Source organism: Streptomyces sp. NPDC005281 (assembly GCF_040607495.1).
Lineage (GTDB): Bacteria > Actinomycetota > Actinomycetes > Streptomycetales > Streptomycetaceae > Streptomyces.
Genome location: NZ_JBEXGX010000055.1, coordinates 1 through 16544, shown reverse-complemented (window position 1 = coordinate 16544; position 16544 = coordinate 1). Strand labels below are relative to the sequence as shown.

At 68.8% G+C, this 16544-nt stretch carries 15 protein-coding genes and 1 pseudogene; 8 read left to right on the top strand and 8 right to left on the bottom strand.

Annotated elements, in window-relative coordinates; translation table 11 throughout:
• Window positions 1–20: 20 nt before the first annotated feature.
• From ABZV42_RS39810 to ABZV42_RS39800, 3 genes are read right to left on the bottom strand one after another with little or no spacing between them, the layout of a single operon-like run.
• Complete coding sequence (locus ABZV42_RS39810; protein WP_356057051.1) at window positions 21–164, bottom strand: hypothetical protein; 144 nt, start codon at window positions 162–164, stop codon at window positions 21–23.
• A gap of 33 nt (window positions 165–197) precedes the next feature.
• Complete coding sequence (locus ABZV42_RS39805; protein WP_356057049.1) at window positions 198–500, bottom strand: hypothetical protein; 303 nt, start codon at window positions 498–500, stop codon at window positions 198–200.
• Window positions 501–519: 19 nt separating this feature from the next.
• The gene (locus tag ABZV42_RS39800; protein ID WP_356057073.1) at window positions 520–720 is read right to left on the bottom strand and encodes a CHAP domain-containing protein; all 201 of its coding nucleotides are present in this window, start codon (window positions 718–720) and stop codon (window positions 520–522) included.
• Between the two features lie 766 nt (window positions 721–1486).
• Between ABZV42_RS39800 and ABZV42_RS39795 the strand changes: the two genes are divergently transcribed.
• Both ABZV42_RS39795 and ABZV42_RS39790 read left to right on the top strand, forming a co-directional pair.
• Window positions 1487–4987 carry a SpoIIE family protein phosphatase gene (locus ABZV42_RS39795; protein WP_356057047.1) on the top strand — a complete coding sequence of 1167 codons (3501 nt, stop codon included), beginning with the start codon at window positions 1487–1489 and terminating at the stop codon, window positions 4985–4987.
• 56 nt (window positions 4988–5043) lie between these two features.
• A pseudogene (locus ABZV42_RS39790) lies at window positions 5044–5761 on the top strand (ISL3 family transposase); the annotation flags it as partial.
• 114 nt (window positions 5762–5875) lie between these two features.
• On the opposite strand, the gene ABZV42_RS39785 reads toward ABZV42_RS39790, so the two are convergent.
• Window positions 5876–6391 (bottom strand): MarR family transcriptional regulator, encoded by a 516-nt coding sequence (locus tag ABZV42_RS39785; RefSeq protein WP_356057045.1) that lies wholly within the window; start codon window positions 6389–6391, stop codon window positions 5876–5878.
• A gap of 149 nt (window positions 6392–6540) precedes the next feature.
• Between ABZV42_RS39785 and ABZV42_RS39780 the strand changes: the two genes are divergently transcribed.
• Window positions 6541–7056, top strand: coding sequence for a YceI family protein (locus tag ABZV42_RS39780; RefSeq protein WP_356057043.1), 516 nt, complete (start codon window positions 6541–6543; stop codon window positions 7054–7056).
• Window positions 7057–7962: 906 nt separating this feature from the next.
• Window positions 7963–8262, top strand: a complete 300-nt coding sequence (locus ABZV42_RS39775; RefSeq protein ID WP_356057041.1) for a hypothetical protein — start codon at window positions 7963–7965, stop codon at window positions 8260–8262.
• A gap of 681 nt (window positions 8263–8943) precedes the next feature.
• Here the strand turns inward: ABZV42_RS39775 and ABZV42_RS39770 are convergent.
• From ABZV42_RS39770 to ABZV42_RS39755, 4 genes are all read right to left on the bottom strand, one after another.
• On the bottom strand, window positions 8944–9321 hold the full coding sequence (locus ABZV42_RS39770; RefSeq protein WP_356057039.1) for a toxin Doc: 378 nt from the start codon (window positions 9319–9321) through the stop codon (window positions 8944–8946).
• Complete coding sequence (locus ABZV42_RS39765; protein ID WP_355991480.1) at window positions 9321–9560, bottom strand: hypothetical protein; 240 nt, start codon at window positions 9558–9560, stop codon at window positions 9321–9323. The genes ABZV42_RS39770 and ABZV42_RS39765 overlap by 1 nt, the downstream gene beginning before the upstream one ends.
• A gap of 340 nt (window positions 9561–9900) precedes the next feature.
• Entirely contained in the window at window positions 9901–10332 is a 432-nt protein-coding gene (locus tag ABZV42_RS39760; RefSeq protein ID WP_356057037.1) for a hypothetical protein, read from the bottom strand.
• A 78-nt stretch (window positions 10333–10410) separates the two neighbouring features.
• The gene (locus tag ABZV42_RS39755; protein ID WP_355991485.1) at window positions 10411–10575 is read right to left on the bottom strand and encodes a hypothetical protein; all 165 of its coding nucleotides are present in this window, start codon (window positions 10573–10575) and stop codon (window positions 10411–10413) included.
• 415 nt (window positions 10576–10990) lie between these two features.
• Between ABZV42_RS39755 and ABZV42_RS39750 the strand changes: the two genes are divergently transcribed.
• The 4 genes from ABZV42_RS39750 to ABZV42_RS39735 form a co-directional block, all read left to right on the top strand.
• A complete protein-coding gene (locus ABZV42_RS39750; RefSeq protein WP_356057035.1) occupies window positions 10991–14440 on the top strand; it encodes a sugar transferase in 3450 nt (1149 codons plus the stop codon).
• A gap of 128 nt (window positions 14441–14568) precedes the next feature.
• Window positions 14569–15051 carry a hypothetical protein gene (locus ABZV42_RS39745; protein WP_355991472.1) on the top strand — a complete coding sequence of 161 codons (483 nt, stop codon included), beginning with the start codon at window positions 14569–14571 and terminating at the stop codon, window positions 15049–15051.
• Window positions 15048–15887: a hypothetical protein gene (locus ABZV42_RS39740; RefSeq protein WP_355991470.1), complete on the top strand. Its 840-nt coding sequence runs from the start codon at window positions 15048–15050 to the stop codon at window positions 15885–15887. Before ABZV42_RS39745 ends, ABZV42_RS39740 begins: the two co-directional genes overlap by 4 nt.
• A gap of 158 nt (window positions 15888–16045) precedes the next feature.
• A partial coding sequence (locus ABZV42_RS39735; protein WP_355991469.1) for a GNAT family N-acetyltransferase occupies window positions 16046–16544 on the top strand: 499 nt, incomplete at its 3' end.

The following is a 16544-nucleotide window of genomic DNA, read 5'->3' as shown; positions in this document are numbered from 1 at the left end:
GCCCCCGCCGCGGGCTGTCACTACATGCCCGCCGCTGGGTCGCCGTCGCCGAGGCCGATCCACCAGTGTCCGTCGTCCTTGACCAGCAACAGGTCCTGCCGCTGGCCGGTCTCCTCGTACGTCACCGTCACCGAGTTGAAGTAGTCGACGACTCCCTCCAGCACAGTGACTTCGACGTGTCCGCCCGCAGCTTCGCCTTACTCACGTACATACTTGGCCGCGGCCGGCCCGGGCTCCTTGTAAGCAGGCCCTGCGAGCTCGGCAACTCCCTTCGCGTCGCCGTCCTTGAGCCGCTGCACATAGATGCGGACGACAGTGTCGACGTCCTTGGCCGTCTTCTGCACGTCGGGGTACTTGGACTTCTCTGCGCGCACCGTCACGTCGACCCTGGGGGAGTCGGCCAGGGCATAGGGTGCCCGGAACCAGTTCCACCACACGGCCGCGCCAACCCCAACGAATACGAGTACGCCGCCGACCAGCAGGATGACCCACTTCTTCATACGCACCTTCCCGTCAATCTCAATTCGGCATGACACGGATGACGGTGTGGTTGGTTCCCTTGTTGCGGCCCGCCAGATACTCGTTCAGTTGCCTGTCGAGCCGGTTGTTGGTGTGCGCAGTGACGTAGACCTGTGTGTCCTTCACCTTCGTGATCACGCCAGCGTGATCGTAGATGTTCTTGCCATTCCGGTCGAAGACGACGAGGGAGAGGCAGTTCAGTCAACTCCTCAGCCGCGGATGCAGGATGGTCGTCACCCGGAATCCACGTGTACGCGCCGACGAGCAGGTCGCCGATCTGGGCGCGCCAGGTCATCCATCCCGGGAGCTGACCCCGGAAACTGAGCGTGACCTGAACTGAGTAGGGGCTGCCAGAAGGACTCTGCCTGCCTTGACGCAGACACTCCCGGGTGAGCGCAGGCAGAGCCGGCCCGTAACGCGAGCACCGGTAGAGGAGTTGGCCTCGGCATGGACAATTCGACCACCTCGATCTCGACGAGATCGACTTCGCGCCGATGGACGACGCCACCGAGAGACTGATACTGCGCAGTACGAGTCGGCGTGTCCGCCGTCGGCCCACACCAGGGTGATCCTGCGGTGGAGTTCACGCAGTTGCCGCGGCAGCGGCCCGGTCCTGGACGCTCGCGGAGGTGACCAGCACCACCAGCAGCAATCCCAGGCAGTCCACGACCTGTCCTTGGCGGGCCGCCACCTTCTTCCCCTTGTCCCGGCCGACACCGTCGGCGCCGACGGTGCCGACCGGGACAAGGGACCGCGAGTCGATGATCGCCGCCGTCGGCGGACGCTCGAAAGCTTACACTTCTGAGGAAATAGCAGTTTAGACTAATTTAACCTTGTAATTCTGGCAGGAGTGTAGCCAGAAGCGCCGGATCCGACGTCCGTTCTGCCCGAAGGACCGCAGCGAGTGGCCGCCGGCAGCCTTGGGAGGGCGGGCGGATCACATAGGCGCCAGGAGGAAGATTTCGCGATGACCCGGCCCGATGATCCGCGCACCGCGGTGGCCCGGATGTTCGCCGAGGCCGGTGCGTTCGGCGAGCTTCTGGCCGGGATCGAGTGGGCGGCGACGCCGCTCGGGCCCCCCGAGTCCTGGCCGGGGCCCCTGGTGGACACCCTGCGCCTCATGCTCACCTCTGAGCACGGGATGGCTCTGTACTGGGGCGCCGAATTCGCCACGCTGTACAACCTGGGCTCCTCACCCATCGTCGGCGCCAAACACCCCTGGGCGCTCGGCAAGCCCTACAAGGATGTGTTCCCGGAAGTCTGGGCCCACCCCGTGAGCTCCCACTTCCACTATGTGACCGACACCCGCAAGTCACTGCTGATCCCCGATGAGCCGCTCATCATGGAGCGCCACGGCTTTCCGGAACAGTGCTACTTCGACTCCTCCTTCCAGCCCGTGCTGCTGGACGACGGCACCGCCGGTGGCGTGCTGCAGATCATCACCGAGACCACCGGCCGGGTACTGGGCGAGCGCCGGTTGCGCCTGTTGAGCGAGACCGGCGCCCGCACCGCCGGGCTGCCCACCCCGGGCGGGGTCGCCCGCGTCGTCGCGGAGGTGCTGCGCTCCTATCCCGAAGAGATCCCGTTCCTCGACCTGTACCTGGCCTCCGAGTCGGGGACGCTGCGGCCAGAGGGCTCCGCCGGACTGCGGTCGGCGCCCGAGGCCCGGCTGGCGCAGGTGGTCGCCGACGGTGCCCCTGCCACGCTGCCGGTCGCCGCGCTCACCGGCGGCAACACGGCAGGTCAGCACGCCGCGGCCTCCCGACTCCCAGTCGAGGAGGCGTTGGCTCTGCCGCTGGACTGTGCGGGGCAGGTGAGAGGTGTCCTGGTCGTGGGCATCAACCCCTGCTTCCCGCCGGCCGGGGCCTACCGGGACTTTCTGGAGGTGCTCGCCGCCGCAGTGGCCGGGGCACTCACGGCCGCACTCGCCCACGACGAACAGCGCCGGCGGGCGGAGGCACTGGCCGAGCTGGACCGGGCCAAGACCACCTTCTTCGCCAACGTCAGCCATGAACTGCGCACCCCGCTCACCCTGCTCCTGGGTCCACTCCAGCAGGCTCTGGCCGACGAGGACCGGCCCGAGCGCCGCGAGCAGCTGGTGCTGGCCGAGCGCGGCGCCCTGCGCCTGCTGAAGCAGGTCAACACCCTCCTGGAGGTCGCCAGGGCCGATGCCGGGCAGATACGACCGGCCCTCGAGCCGGTCGACCTCGCCGGTGCCACGGCCGAGCTGGCCGGGGTGTTCCGCTCCGCCTTCGAGGCGGCCGGGCTGACGCTGGAGGTGGACTGCCCGCCGCTGTCCCGGCCGGTATCCCTGGACCGGGAGATGTGGGAGAAGATCATCCTGAACCTGCTCAGCAACGCCCTGAAGTTCACCTTCACCGGCGGCGCCCGGGTAGTGGTGGCCGCGGCCGGCGGCCGGGCCCGGCTGACCGTGACCGACACCGGCACCGGCATCCCCGCGGACGAGCTGCCGCGCCTGTTCGAACGCTTCCACCGGGTCCGCGGCGCCCGCTCCCGCTCCCACGAAGGCAGCGGCCTCGGCCTGGTGCTGGTCAAGGACCTGGCGGAAGCGCACAGCGGCACCGTCGCAGTGGACAGCCGGCTCGGCCAGGGCACCACCGTCACCGTGGACCTCCCCTTCGCCGCCGCCCACCGGACCCGCCCGGACCCGACCGCGGCCAGCGCCGAATCCCCCGGGGAAACCCCCAGGGAAGGCGGAGGCGGCCGGCCCGGCCGGGCCACGGCCTATGTGGACGAGGCGCTGGGCTGGCTGGCGGCCGACCCCGTCCCCGCTGAGGCCACCCCCGCGGCACGCACCCCGCACGCCCCCGCGACCCACGATGCCCCCCACGGCCCCGGCCCGCACGAAACCGACCACCCCGGACGGGCCCGCCTGCTGGTCGTCGACGACAACGCCGACATGCGCGCCTACCTCACCCAGCTCCTGCAGCCCGACTACGACGTGCTGCTCGCCGCCGACGGCAGGGCCGCCCTGGAGATGGCCCTGGCGCAGCCGGTGGAGATGGTGCTCAGCGACGTGATGATGCCTCGCATGGACGGCTTCGAGCTGGTTCGGGCGCTGCGCGCCGACCCGCGCACCGCCCGCCTGCCCATCGTCTTGCTCACCGCCCGCGCCGGCGAGGAGGAATCCGTGCAGGGTCGGCGCGCCGGCGCCGACGACTACCTGGCCAAACCCTTCTCCGCGCGCCAGCTGCTGGCGCGCGTCCGCACCGGGTTGGAACTCTCCCGGCTGCGCGAACAGGTCCTGACCGAGACCCGCAACCAGCTGGTCGTGCTGGCCTCCCTGGCCGACGCGGGCCTGCGGCTGTCCGCCACCCTCGACCCGGACCAGATTCTGCAGACTGCCGGCCAGATCCTGTTGCCCGACTTCGCCGACCAGATCAGCATCCACCTCACTGCGGCGCCACCCGCCCCGGCACAGTCACCCCCGGCATACTTCGCCGGCACCCCCCTTCTTGCCCGCGAGGCCCTGGCCACCGCCGCCACCCACGCGATCAACGGCACCGCCCCAGCCCCGGCCAGCCCGCACCCGGCGCCCGCCGTCGTGCTGGCCCTGCCGCTGCACGCCCACAACCAGACACTGGGGGCCTTGGTACTGGTCCGGCACACCGACTACTCAGCGGTCGAACACAAGTATCTGGAGAACCTCGCACACCGCCTGGCCATGGCCTACGACAACGCCACCCGGTACCACAACGAGCGCCGCCTCGCCCTGACCCTTCAGCGCGCCCTCCTGCCCCACCGCCTGCCCCAGGTGCCCGGGGTGCGCCTGGCCAGCCACTACCGGGCCAGCAACCGTGGCGCCGAGGTCGGCGGCGACTGGTACGACGTGCTCGCACTGCCCGACGGTGCCGTGGGGCTGGCCATCGGCGACGTCATGGGCCACGACGTGGAAGCCGCCACCGTGATGGGCCAACTCCGCTCCGCCCTGCACAGCCTCGCGATGGAGGGCGCCGGCCCGGCCCAGGTGCTGGCCAGGCTGGACGCCTACCTGCAGTCGCTCGCCACCGAACGCTTTGCCACCTGCCTGTACGCGGTGTACAACCCACACCGCCACCGCCTGCGCTACGCCGCCAGCGGTCACCTGCCGCCCCTGCTGGTAGCCGCCGACACCGCCTACCTGGAGCTGCCCCCAGCGCTGCCGCTGGGACTGGGCAGCACCCCAGTCGACCGTGAGGTGGCGTTCCCGCCCGGCACCAGCCTGCTGCTGTACACCGACGGCCTGGTGGAAAACCGGGCACTGTCCCTGGACGACTGCCTGGCGGCCCTGCGCCAGACCTGCGGCGCGCTGCCCGCCGCCGCCCGCACCGACCCCGAGCAGATCGCCGAAAGGGCCCTGGAGCTGCTGAACACTCCCGACCGGGTCGACGACGACACCGCCCTGCTCGCCGCCACCGCCAAACCATCGTGTCGAACCGGCGACCCTCCGGCGGGTGTGTCAATTTAACGGATCTGTCCCGCTTTCGGTGTTGCCTTGGTGTGCTGACGGGTCGTTGGCATGGCATGCGTGATGTCAACGACCTTGTGGACATGGTGTTTTCGGGTCTGGCCCCGCTGGTCGTCGAGGACGTGGTCGATGAAGGTGAGCGGATTCTGGTGCCAGGCACGGACACCGCAGGCACCGGTGCCGTGCCCGGGCTGAGGGGCACCGTCCGACCGTGTGCACGGATATCAACTGCGGACGGTGGCCGATGTATCGGTGGACGGGCGGCGAGTGGTGGTGCGCGTGCGTGTGCGTGTGCGGTGCCTCCTGTGTCCCACGCGCGGCTGCCGCCCCACCTTCCGCGAACCGGTACCCGGGGTGCTGGAGCGATACCAGCGCCGCACCGCCCGTCTGACCGGGCAAGTCAGGTCTGTAGTGAAGGAATTGGCGGGTCGGGCGGGTGCGCGTCTGCTGACGGCGCCGGCCATGCGCCTGTCGCGTCACACCGCTCTGCGCACCCTCCTGCGCATTCCGCTGCCCATATCGCGGGTGCCCCGTGTGATCGGTGTCGATGACTTCGCACCACGCCGGCGTCACCGCTACGCGACCGTGCTGGTCGACGCCGAGACCCATGAACGGATCGACGCGTTGCCCGATCGCACGGCCGACACCCTGGAAGCGTGGCCGCGCACCCATCCGGGCGCCGAGATCGTGTGCCGCGACGGCTCGGCCACCTACGCCGAGGCCATCCGCCGCGCTCTGCCCGATGCCATTCAGGTCGCCGACCGCTGGCATATTCCGCCGTCGTGGTGGGAACGGACGGCGGCGTCGATGTTCGGCAGGTTCGCGTCATGCTGCTGACGCTCGGCTCCGTCCCGAGTTCTGGCCAGCTCCAGGTTCGGTCCCCTGCGGTTACTTTTTCTGCTCTGTGGTGTGCTCCTCGGAGCTCTGGTTCGTCGGCAGCAGGTACTGCAACTGCGTGTATCGCTGGGCACAGGCCGTTCGCGTGATGGCCTCAGAGACAGCGTCGGCGAGGGGGCGGGATGATTGTCTCAGCAGAATGCGGGCCTTTTCGGTGAGTGCCACCTCGATGCCGCGCCGGTCGCCGCACGCGGAGTTCTTGGTGATCAGTCCCGCGTGCTGCAGGCAGGCCACCTGGTAGGTCAGCCGAGTCTTGGGGCGGCCCAGCAGTTCCGCGATCCGTGTCATCCGCAGGCTGGAGCCGGGCTGATCGGCGAGCAGGCACAGCAGCAGGAACTCGTCGTGCGAGATCCCCGTCGCGTCCTTCACCCGTGAGCGGAGCTGCTGCTCGATCGTGCCGGCCGCAGCCAACAGCTGCATCCAGGAGCGCAGTTCGGCGGGCAGGAGCCCGGTGTCGTCCGATGGCTCGCGCTCGGGCTGATCGGCGGGGGCGGAAGAGTCGGCCATGGTGTCACAGTCTAACGGTTGTCCATTTTTGGATAACCCGCTAGCGTGCGTGGGGTCATCCAAATTTGGACTACTGGGCTGCGGTCCCGGCAGTCGGGTCGCGGATGTGGCTTCCCCGTTCCCTTCCTCAACTTTTCTGGAGAACCTCCATGACCGTCGTCATCGAAACCGGCCTGTGGCAGCTGGATCCCGCCCGCTCCACCGTGGCGATCGCGCATCGGACGATGTGGGGCCTGGTCACGGTGAAGGGCGCCTTCGGCAAGGTCACGGGCGAGGGTGAGATCAAGCCCGACGGGACCGCCCACGGTGTTGTCAGCGTGGACGCGACGTCTCTGGACACCAGGAACGCGAAGCGAGATGAGCACCTGCGCGGCAGTGACTTCTTCGACACCGAGAACCACCCGACCCTCGCTTTCACCGTCCACGACGCAGCGGTGCCCCAGAACGACACCGCCGAGATCGCCGGCCAGCTGACCGTCCGGGGTGCCATCAGCCCACAGACCGTCACCGCCCACGTCACCGCATCGAGTGATGACGCGATCAGCCTTGCCATGGAGTTCACCGTGGACCGGGAGCGGTTCGGGATGGGCTGGAATCAGCTGGGTATGATCCGCGGCCGGACCACTGTCACCGCGACGCTCACCTTCGCTCGTGCGGTCGTCTGAAGAGCCGTCGCGCTCGCTCCCTGACCCGAACACCTGAACAGCGCCTGTGCGCTGCGCTGTCAAAGCCCTGGCCGTTGGAGTGGAGCCGGGCGTGGAGTGCGGGGGCCGAGCCGGTGCAGCCCAGGTCTCGGCCTCCTCCACCGCATGCCAAGGAACCCGCGTGACTACTCGTGTCCGGCGCTCGAACACCTTCGAATGAGTGGAAGGGCTGCTAAACCTTCGATTACGCGCCCTGGCCAGGGCCGTATAGCTCCGGAAGCGACGAAAGCCAGCCGGAGAGGCAGGCTGATCGGGCTCTGCTTACGCTCTGCCAGGACAGTTCAGACCGCCTGTGCCCGGTCGGGTCAAGAACACGAGTTACTGCAATCCGTTGTGTGCCAGGGGCGTGGTGCCGTACGTGGATCGATCAATGGGATGGACGTGAGCGGGGGCGGCGCTGGTCGTCCTCGCTGTGGCGGCCGCCGCCGACATAGCCCCTTTGGCATTCCGAGGCGAGCGCCCCGCACAGGTCGGGCTTCACCGCCGGCGGCTCGGCGGTGAGCTCGTCGAGCCCGAGCGGGGTCATACGGAGGGATACGCCGACGTTGTCCAGGCCCGAGCCGGAGAGGGTCCCGGGCGCGGACAGGCCCGGTGAGATCAGGGCCGCATCGCCCCGGAAGCGAGGGGGAGGTCCGCCGGCTGCCCCGGCCGACGGATCCGCAGCTCGAGGGTGGGCGGGATCCGGCAGTCGGAGGGGTGCACACCGCCCTTCCGGATCTGCCACCACAGCCTCAGCGTCACCCGTGTTCCGGCTCCTACGGGCACTCGCGTACGTCACGCCCCCTTCATTCGCAGAGGGAGATTCGGAGCAGTTCGACCGTGTACCTCACCTGTTTGTCCGTGTGCGGCTTCCGCTCGTTAGCGCAGGTGGGGAACATTCCCGTCAGCAGCCCGACGATCCTGGCCGACCGCAACGACGGGGGCAAGAGCGCCGTACTGACGGCACTGGCCTTCCTTCTGGGAGGCCACCGGCTGACGGACGAGGACCGTACATACGTCCAGACGGAGGGTGACGTGGGCGGCCGTTGTTCCCAGGCCTGGGTCGAGGGCGTCTTCACCCTCGATGCCGGGGAAGTGGACGTGCTGGGACGGGCGGGGTTCCTATCACGTCCTGAGCGACGGTTCCATCTGGCGGGCGTCGGCCTCGGTCAGCGTCAACTCCCCTGACGACGCAGCATCCTGCACTGCGCTGGTGGACTTCCTGCATACCGCACTGGATGGGAGCAGCCCCCTCTTCGGCCGCATCGAGTGGGACAACTCCGACGAGTTCACCAACCTCGATGCCTTGCTGCGCCGGCAGGAAGCGGACATCGCTGCGCGAAGGCCGGCGGTTCCTGCGCGGCGACGCCTGGGTGACAGTCTGTCCGGCGGAACTCGCGGCGCGGCTTGGCGGCGCCGCGGCGCTGGAGGACTCGGGCGCGTTCCACCGAGTAGTCCCGTTTTGGGCGGGGGCCTTCGGTGAGCTTGGCTCGCCGCGGCAGCGGACGCGCACGGGCCCGGCCCTTCTGCCGGGTGAGTTCACCCCCGGGCCGCTCTCGCGTTCCTCGGTCTCGTCCGTGGGAACGGGATCCGGCCCATTAGCGACACCGGATGCGCGGTGGCCGTGTAGTCGGCGCAGTGGGCCGTGGCCAGCACGGCTACGTCCGCTAGGTGTCGGACGGTGAAGGGCCCTCGAAGTCGAGCGGTAGATTCAGAGGCCGCTCCAGGTAAGCGCCCAGGGACATCGAAAACCTTGCAGCGAAACCGGGGGCCGTCAGCACGACGGCGGCGTGATCGGGCCCTTAGCCGGTTCAGCGCCCGAGCGACGGCCTGCCCGCAAGCGCCGGACCTTCCGTGTGCGTGGCGGTGTCAGAGCCGCCAGGAGCGGAGGGTGTCAGCGATCTCGTAGATGCTCAGCCGGGTCTCACGGACCTTCCTGATCAGGTCGGACAGGGCTCCATAGGGTGGGTCGATCCCGTCTCCGGACTGGTCCATGTACTGGGCGGTGACGAAGGCGGCGAAGAGGCTGTTGCGGTGGGGGAGCGGTTCCAGGCGGACGATGGTGTGCAGGAGCGCGGCCGCCCGCCAGGCGGTGTCGGGGTCGGAGGTGGCGAGGGTCGGAATACGTGTCTTGTGGCGGGCGACGGCCGCCACAATGGCCGAGTAGTCGGTGACCGTGACGTCGTCATGGCCGAGAGCGGCCTCCTGGACGTCCAGGAGCCAGGACACATCGATGTACAGGATCATCAGGCGGCAGTGGCTCCCTCGCCGCGCTGCGAGGGGGGAACCTCGTCCGGGAACGCCTCGTCGAACTCCGTGCGCAGCCTGTCCGCCCACGAGGCGGCGCCGGTCACGAACCGCTTGCGCTGCATCTCACGGACGCCGAGGTCGTGCAGGTACTGCTTGAGACTCTTGCCCTCGGCCGCGGCGGAGGCACGCACGGCTTCCATTTCCTCGTCGGTGAAGGTCACGTTCAGTGATGGCATACTCGCATGGTACCAATCCGGTACCTGCTCGTGCGACCTGTTGGAAAACACCGCTGCGAGGCGTGGGGATGAGACGGGTAGCGCGTGCTGAACGGACGGGGCGGGGGCAGGGCTGGCACGGGGCCGCCGGCCGATCCGACTGGGATCTGCTGGAGGAGGCCGCCCTGTCGATGTGCACCGGGAACGGCGCCTGGGACCAGTGGAACCCCCAGGTCAGGATCTTGCCATGGCCTCCGCCCTGCGCGACCACGCGGAATCCGCCAAGCACTTCAGCAACGTGGCCAGCGACCGCACGACCGATCCGCGTATCCGCCCAGCCGTGCCCGAGAGCTGCGCACTGTCACGCCTCGCGCGGCCCCTGACCGGATATCACGGCTATCACATCAGTCGATGTCGGGCATTCCTTGGACGGGATACCGGCGAGTTCACACGCGGCCACGTCTTCCTGACCCGTCGACGGGTGTTGCTGGAGGTACGCCGCTGCCGCACGTGTCCCGGCATCGAAGCACGTCGGATTCTGTCCCACGATGATGCCGAGGATCTTCAGCCGTGCCGTGACGATCTCGCCCTGTCTTGTGGTGTCGAACCCGCGGGCGATCCGTTGCTTCTGCTTCCGGAACTGGCCGACCCGCGCCTCGAACTCCTGGTGGGTCTGCTCGCACCTGGCCGACTGCTCGGACGCGCCGTCGTGCCTCGTCGCGCCTCCGGCATACCCGCCCAGGGCGACTGTGATTGCTCCCGCGCTGACCAGAGCGATCATCGAACGCTTCACGGCCGGGGATCGTATACGCCCAGGTGAGACCACTTGCCACAAGCCCTCGACGGTGGCGTGATCGGTGACGTCGGCGAGTCACACCCGGTTCGGGCCGTCCGTCGTGAAGTCACGGCGGACGAGGTCGTCGTGGACCGGCGGGCGGGCCTTCCTGGTCCGGCCGCGCTTCTTCCCGAGGACGCTCCACCAGCGGTATTGGATGGCGTGCTGGCGGCCTGCATGTTCTCGCAGCTCAGCTGGCATGACGGCAGGTTGCCACATCCGTGAGACCTGGATCGAGGGATATTGACCGAGGCTGCCCGGCATGGGGTTGCTACCTCGCGAGCTGGTTGGGTCGCGTCCACAGGACAGCCCTGAGTCTCAGTCGACAACGTCATCGAGACTGTGAAGGAGACGGGCGCGGACATGTCGATTAAGGGCAAGGAGACGGCGTGGGGAGGGCTGGCGGTGAGAGTCATCGAGTGCTGAGGGGATGGGTCCTGAGCAGCCTGTTCGATGATCTCAGCGCACGCAGGGCCGGTCGCGTCCTGGGGAGGTGGGGTACGGATTCCCGCCCGGGGCCGCTTCGACGCTGGACGATGAATTCCGGGAACGGCTGCGCCGGGGCCGTCTCAGCGGGACCATGGGCGCCATCCGGGCGGCGCGGGGGTGGGGACGCATGGGCGGCGATTCGGGGTGGCTGCGCAAGCTGTGGCAGGGGGGTCTGCTGGTCCTGGTGTCGGTCGGGGTGCCCGCCGCCGCCGTCGGCCGGTCCGCGCAGTTGCGGGAGCATCCCCTGTTCGCTTTCTGGTTGCTGCTGGTCTACGAGGCGGTCGTCGCCGGCGCCGCCTTCATCGGCGCGGTCGTGCGCGACCTGCGGGAGCGCTGGGTCAAGCGTGCCGCCGACTCCCTCGACCTGTGGACCCGCCGCCGGGTGTCTTCGTACACCCGGAAACTGCTCAAGTACGTTCGTGCCAGCACCCGTTATATGGACGTGAAGGGCCTTTCGACCGCGGGGGAGTACACGCTCGAGATGCAGGACGTCTTAGTTTCGCTCTCGCTGGTGCCGACCCCGGTGCACGTGCTGACGCCCGACCCGGTGCGTCAGCACGCGACGGACGCCGCCGGGGGTGAGCAGTCGGTTTGGTACTGGCTGAGGAGGGCCCGGCGGGAGAGGACGGTGCTGTCGGTCATCGGGCCGCCGGGTTCTGGCAAGACCACGATGCTGCGGCACGTGGCGTTCCGTCTCGCCACGGGCGGCCGGGCGGCGCGGTCAACGGGCCTCCCGGGCATGATCCCGCTGCTGGTGAACCTTCGCGAGCATCAGCGGTGGTTCGCGGAGGAGGCGGGGACGCTGCCCGACCTGCTGCGGCGCTGCCTTGCCCAACTTGAGCAAGGGGAGCCGCCATCGTGGGTGGAGTCGAACCTGCGTGCCGGGAAGGTTCTGCTCCTGCTGGACGGACTGGACGAGTTGCCGGACGACACCGTGCGTGTCTTCGTCGCCGACTGGATCGAGGAGCAGTCCGCTGCTTGGTCGGGCAACCAGTTCGTGCTCACCAGCCGCCCGTTCGGCTACCGCAGCCGACCGCTCGCGGGGGCGACCGTGGTGGAGGTCCAGCCTCTGTCGACCCGTCAGATCACGCTGTTTGCAGAGCAGTGGTATCGGGCCATCGCGATCCGCTCCCACGGGGCCGACAATGATTCCTCCCGGCTGGCGGCCCGAGTCGGCGCCGCGGAGTTGCTGTCGCGGCTGGAGGAGAACCCGGGCCTGTACGAACTGACCGCGAACCCGCTGCTGCTGACCATGGTGGCCAACGTCCACCACTACCGGGGCGCGCTGCCGGGAAGCCGCACCGAGCTCTACGCGGAGATTTGCGAGGTCTTCCTCGGCAAGCGCCACGAGGCGCGGGGCGTGACCGTCGACATGCCGGGCCGGCGCAAGCGGGCGGTGCTGCGCGCCCTCGCCCACACGATGATGTGCCGCGGGTTGGCCGAGCTGCCCGCGGCGGACGCGGTCCAGGTGATCGGGCCCGGCCTCGCGCGGGTGGCGGACGCGGTGGAGCCCGCGGACTTCCTGCGGAGCGTCGAAGGCTCGTCAGGCCTTCTGGTGGAGAAGGAGCACGGAGTCTACGCCTTCGCCCATCTGACACTGCAGGAGTACCTGGCGGCCGAGCACATCCGCGAGGAGCAGCTCCAGGGGCACTTGCTCGCTTGGCTCGACCAGCCCTGGTGGCGTGAGACGGTCCATCTGTACTGCGCCATGTCGGACGCCACTGCGATCGTCGACGCCTGTCTGGGCCGGGCGGACGATCCGGCCATGCTGGCGCTGGCCGTGCAGTGCATCGCGGAGTCCCAGCAGGTCGCCGAGGCGAGCAGGGACGCGGTGGCGCGTCTGATCAGCCCCGCCGACGCGCGGGGGAACCCTGCCGGCAGGCGCGTCGCGGCACAGGCCCGGCTGCGGCTACGGGCCGCCCAGGACATCGCGATCGGCCGGAACGGCTTCGTCGGCCGGCCGGTCACCTGGCTTGAGTACCAGTACTTCCTGGACACCCGGCCCGAGGACGGCGAGTGCCTGGTTCCCGACCACTGGGACGACCGGGTCTACCCGCCTGGCCAGGACGACGAGCCTGCCGTCGGCTTGCGGTTCGAGGACGTGGCGCGGTTCTGCGAGTGGTTGACGGTGCAGGCGGGTTCGGGCTCGTGGTACCGGCCTCCACGCAGCAGCGAGATCGACGCGGTGCTGGAGCGCGACGTGCCCGGGTTCTCCCGGCACGCGTTCTGGACTGGTACCCGGTCGCCCCGGCAGGAGGACGGTCGCTTCTGGCCGCTGTACCGGCCGTCATCGGCCCGGGCTCCCCGGGTCGCCTATCCGCAGGTTGACCTTCCGGCCGACCGGATGGCGGCCGTCCAGGTCGCGTCGGCGCGCGAGTTCGCCGCGGCCGGGGCCGGTCCGGCTCTGCTCGACTTGGCGCAGAGGAACGGCGCCTCGGATGCATGCGACATTGGTGCGATCGTTCCGGATGTCGCGCTGGCGGCCGAACTCGCGCGCGAGCGCTGGGACGTGGACGCGCGCGACACGACGGCTCGACGGCTGCGCGGGGAACTGTCGGACCTGCTCGGCGACGTCGCGAGCCGCGTCGATGCCTGCTTCGACCGTCGCGACTGGGCGGAGCGGCGTACAGCGCAGGCGGTCGCCCGGCGTGAGGAGTGCAGGATCGACGTGCTGCGGGCGGCACAACTGTGCACCGAGCTGTACACCGCCGTCACCGGCAAGGAGCGGCTGCCGCCGAAGCACCGGATGCCGCGCCCCACCCGCAAGGCGCCGTTGCCGAGCAGGTCGCCCGCCGTGGTCGTGAGGGTGCTGGCGCATGCCCTGGCGGAGATCCACCACGAGATGCTCGCCGTCGAGGGGCGGCTGCGCGGCGAGGCACTCCCCACCGAGGCACTCGTCTACCGTCGTGGCATGGGGAGCGACAGGCGGGACCGGGATTCCGCGCCGGTCGCGGCGCCGGGTGGCGGCGGGCGGGTCTGGCCGGTGCTGAAGCCCTGGGCCGACCGGTGCGCTGCCGGTCTGCTGCTGGTAATGACCGCACCCTTGCTAACGGTGATTGCCTGCGCGGTGAAAGCTGACAGCGCGGGACCGGTCTTCTTCCGGCAGCCACGCATTGGCCTCAACGGACACACATTCGTGATCTGCAAGTTCCGTACCATGGACGCCGATGCGGAACGGTTTCTGGCCGAACGCATGGCCACGAACGATAACGACAGCGGCTTGCTCTTCAAGCTCCGGCGGGATCCGCGGATCACCCGGGTTGGTGGCTTCCTGCGACGCTACAGCCTGGACGAGGTACCGACACTGCTCAACGTGCTCCGAGGAGAGATGTCCATGGTCGGTCCCCGGCCGGCGCTGCCCGCCGAGGTGGAGCACTGGGGCCCGGACCTGCTCCGGCGGCTGGTGGTGAAGCCCGGAGTAACGGGTCTCGGGCAGATCTCCGGTCGGTCGGACCTGTCCTTCGCCGAAGCGATGCGCCTGGATCTGGAGTACGTCGACCACCATTCCGCCAGGCTCGACCTGGTGATCCTGGCCCGCACCATGGGCGCGGTGGTGTCCGGGCAGGGAGCCTATTGAGCGGGAGAGCACGGCTGTGTGGTGATCCCGTAGTCCGCCAACCGCGAAGGTCTCGGCAGCTGCGGCGGCATGCCGCCTGCCTTCGACCGTGACGCCCACAAGCAACGCAAATATCCATCGTGAAGAACATGTGGAAGAAGAAGCTTTGGCCGCGTCGTTCGTTCACGCCGGAGTTCAAGGCCGAGCTGCGCCGGCGGGACGCAGTGCTCCCACGGCCGGCTCGGGCGGCGCTACCAATTGTCGGCACCGGAGTCAATTCAGCACAGAAGGTGGAGACGCAACCGGCACCAGAGGACAGCCTGCTCACCCGCAGTCGCGCGTCCACGTCCGCCCGCGTGCTCCGTGCGCGCGAGCGGTGGCTCCTCGGCGAGGCGCCGTGCGCGTCGTGTCCGTGGCTGCACCAGTGCTCGGGCACGTGCCCGGCGCGGGCCCTGATCAACAATGGATCCCTGTTCTCCATCGATGACCTCGAGTGCTCTACGCGACTCGCGCTGTTCCCGCGCATTCTGGCGGACGTCTCCCTCCTCGGATCACGACTGCGCCAGTACCACGACTTTGCCAAGCAGCGGGCCGGCGCAGCGCTGGCGGCGGCGGCCGCCCCGCCTCGATGACCATCCGTGTGGCGGGCTCCAACTGGGACGTCGAGATGCTGCGGGCGCTCGCCGAGCACCCGCCACCCGCAGTCGGCGCCGAAGAACGCCACCTGCATGTCCTGCAACTGCTGGTCGATGTCATCGGGGATGACGTGAAGGTCTTCCTGCGCCGGCACGGCGGCAAGTACGTTGCGCGGTGGCGCGGTTCGTCCGATCCGGGCACCGCGTTTGTCAGCTGGATGGCCGAGTACTTTCTCCACCTCAATGACTTCATCCAGGTCGGACACCAGTCGATCGCGACTTGGTCAGACGCAGTGCAACAGGCGCGGGTCCTCGGGGATTCGGTTCGGTTGATCATGGGCATGCAGTTCGGCTATACGCTCTTGGTGCCGATGCTCGTAGAGGAAGCGACAGGCAGACCGGCATATCCAGTCGTCCACGACCAGAACCCGCTGGTGGTCGACATGTATCGCGAGCGGCTACGGCTGGGCAGACCTCTGATCCTGACGACTCTCAACTCTGCCGACATCCGGGAGTGGATCGACTCCGACGGCATCGTGTTGATGAACGTCGACACGAGCTATGCAGGCACACGGCACACGCGGCCCCTGCCTTTTCTTGACGGCCACCTGACCATTCCCGTTAGGCTGCTCTCGCTTGCCGTGAGGAGGTCCTTTGACATCAGGGCGATCGCTGCTCCCGGCGCGGCCGGACGAGTCTCCCTCGCAGTAAGTTCGCAACTGCCCGGTGACGTCGAGCAGGCCCTGTCCGGGCTCGGGGCCTGTTTCGAACGGTGGGTGGCCGAGCGACCCGAGCAATGGATGGCCTGGGGCAGCCTCAGTGAGGTGAGTTGAGTGGCTCGGCACGGATGGCCGGCCATGTGAATGGCTCTGCATGATGGTTCAGCCCGCGGCGCCGGCCGCGATGTGCAACATGGCGACGGGAAGTGAGGTTTCCGCGCAGGTGAAAGTGGTTTGCCGACCTGGATGCCGCGTGGGTAGCGTCGCCGTTTGTGATCCCAACTCTGCGCACCGAGCGGCTGTTGCTGGAGCCGTACATCGCTGAGGACGAAGAGGACTTCGTCGCTCTGTTCCAGGACACCAGGGTGTCGCGGTGGATGGGTGACGGCCCTGCTTCCGAAGCGGCGGACCGGGCCTTGTTCGGGCGGATCTTCACGAAGGTCTACGCCCAGGAACTGTTCGATGTCTGGGCTGTCCGTCGGGACGGACTCCTGGTCGGGCATGCCGAGATCAAGCCGACCGACGTCGTCGGAGGCCACGAGATCATCTACGCTCTGGCCCCGACGGCCTGGGGGTTCGGCCTGGGGACCGAGGTGGCAGAGGCGATCGTCGCCCATGGCTTCGACACCCTCGGGCTGACCAAGGTTTACGCAACCGTAGCCGCACCGAACAAGGCCTCCCTACGCTTTCCTGCGGGATGGGGTGAGCCCTTCGTATGGTTGACCCGCCCAGGGGCGCCGGGTGTGGTTCAAAAGGCTCTGCCGCTTGTGG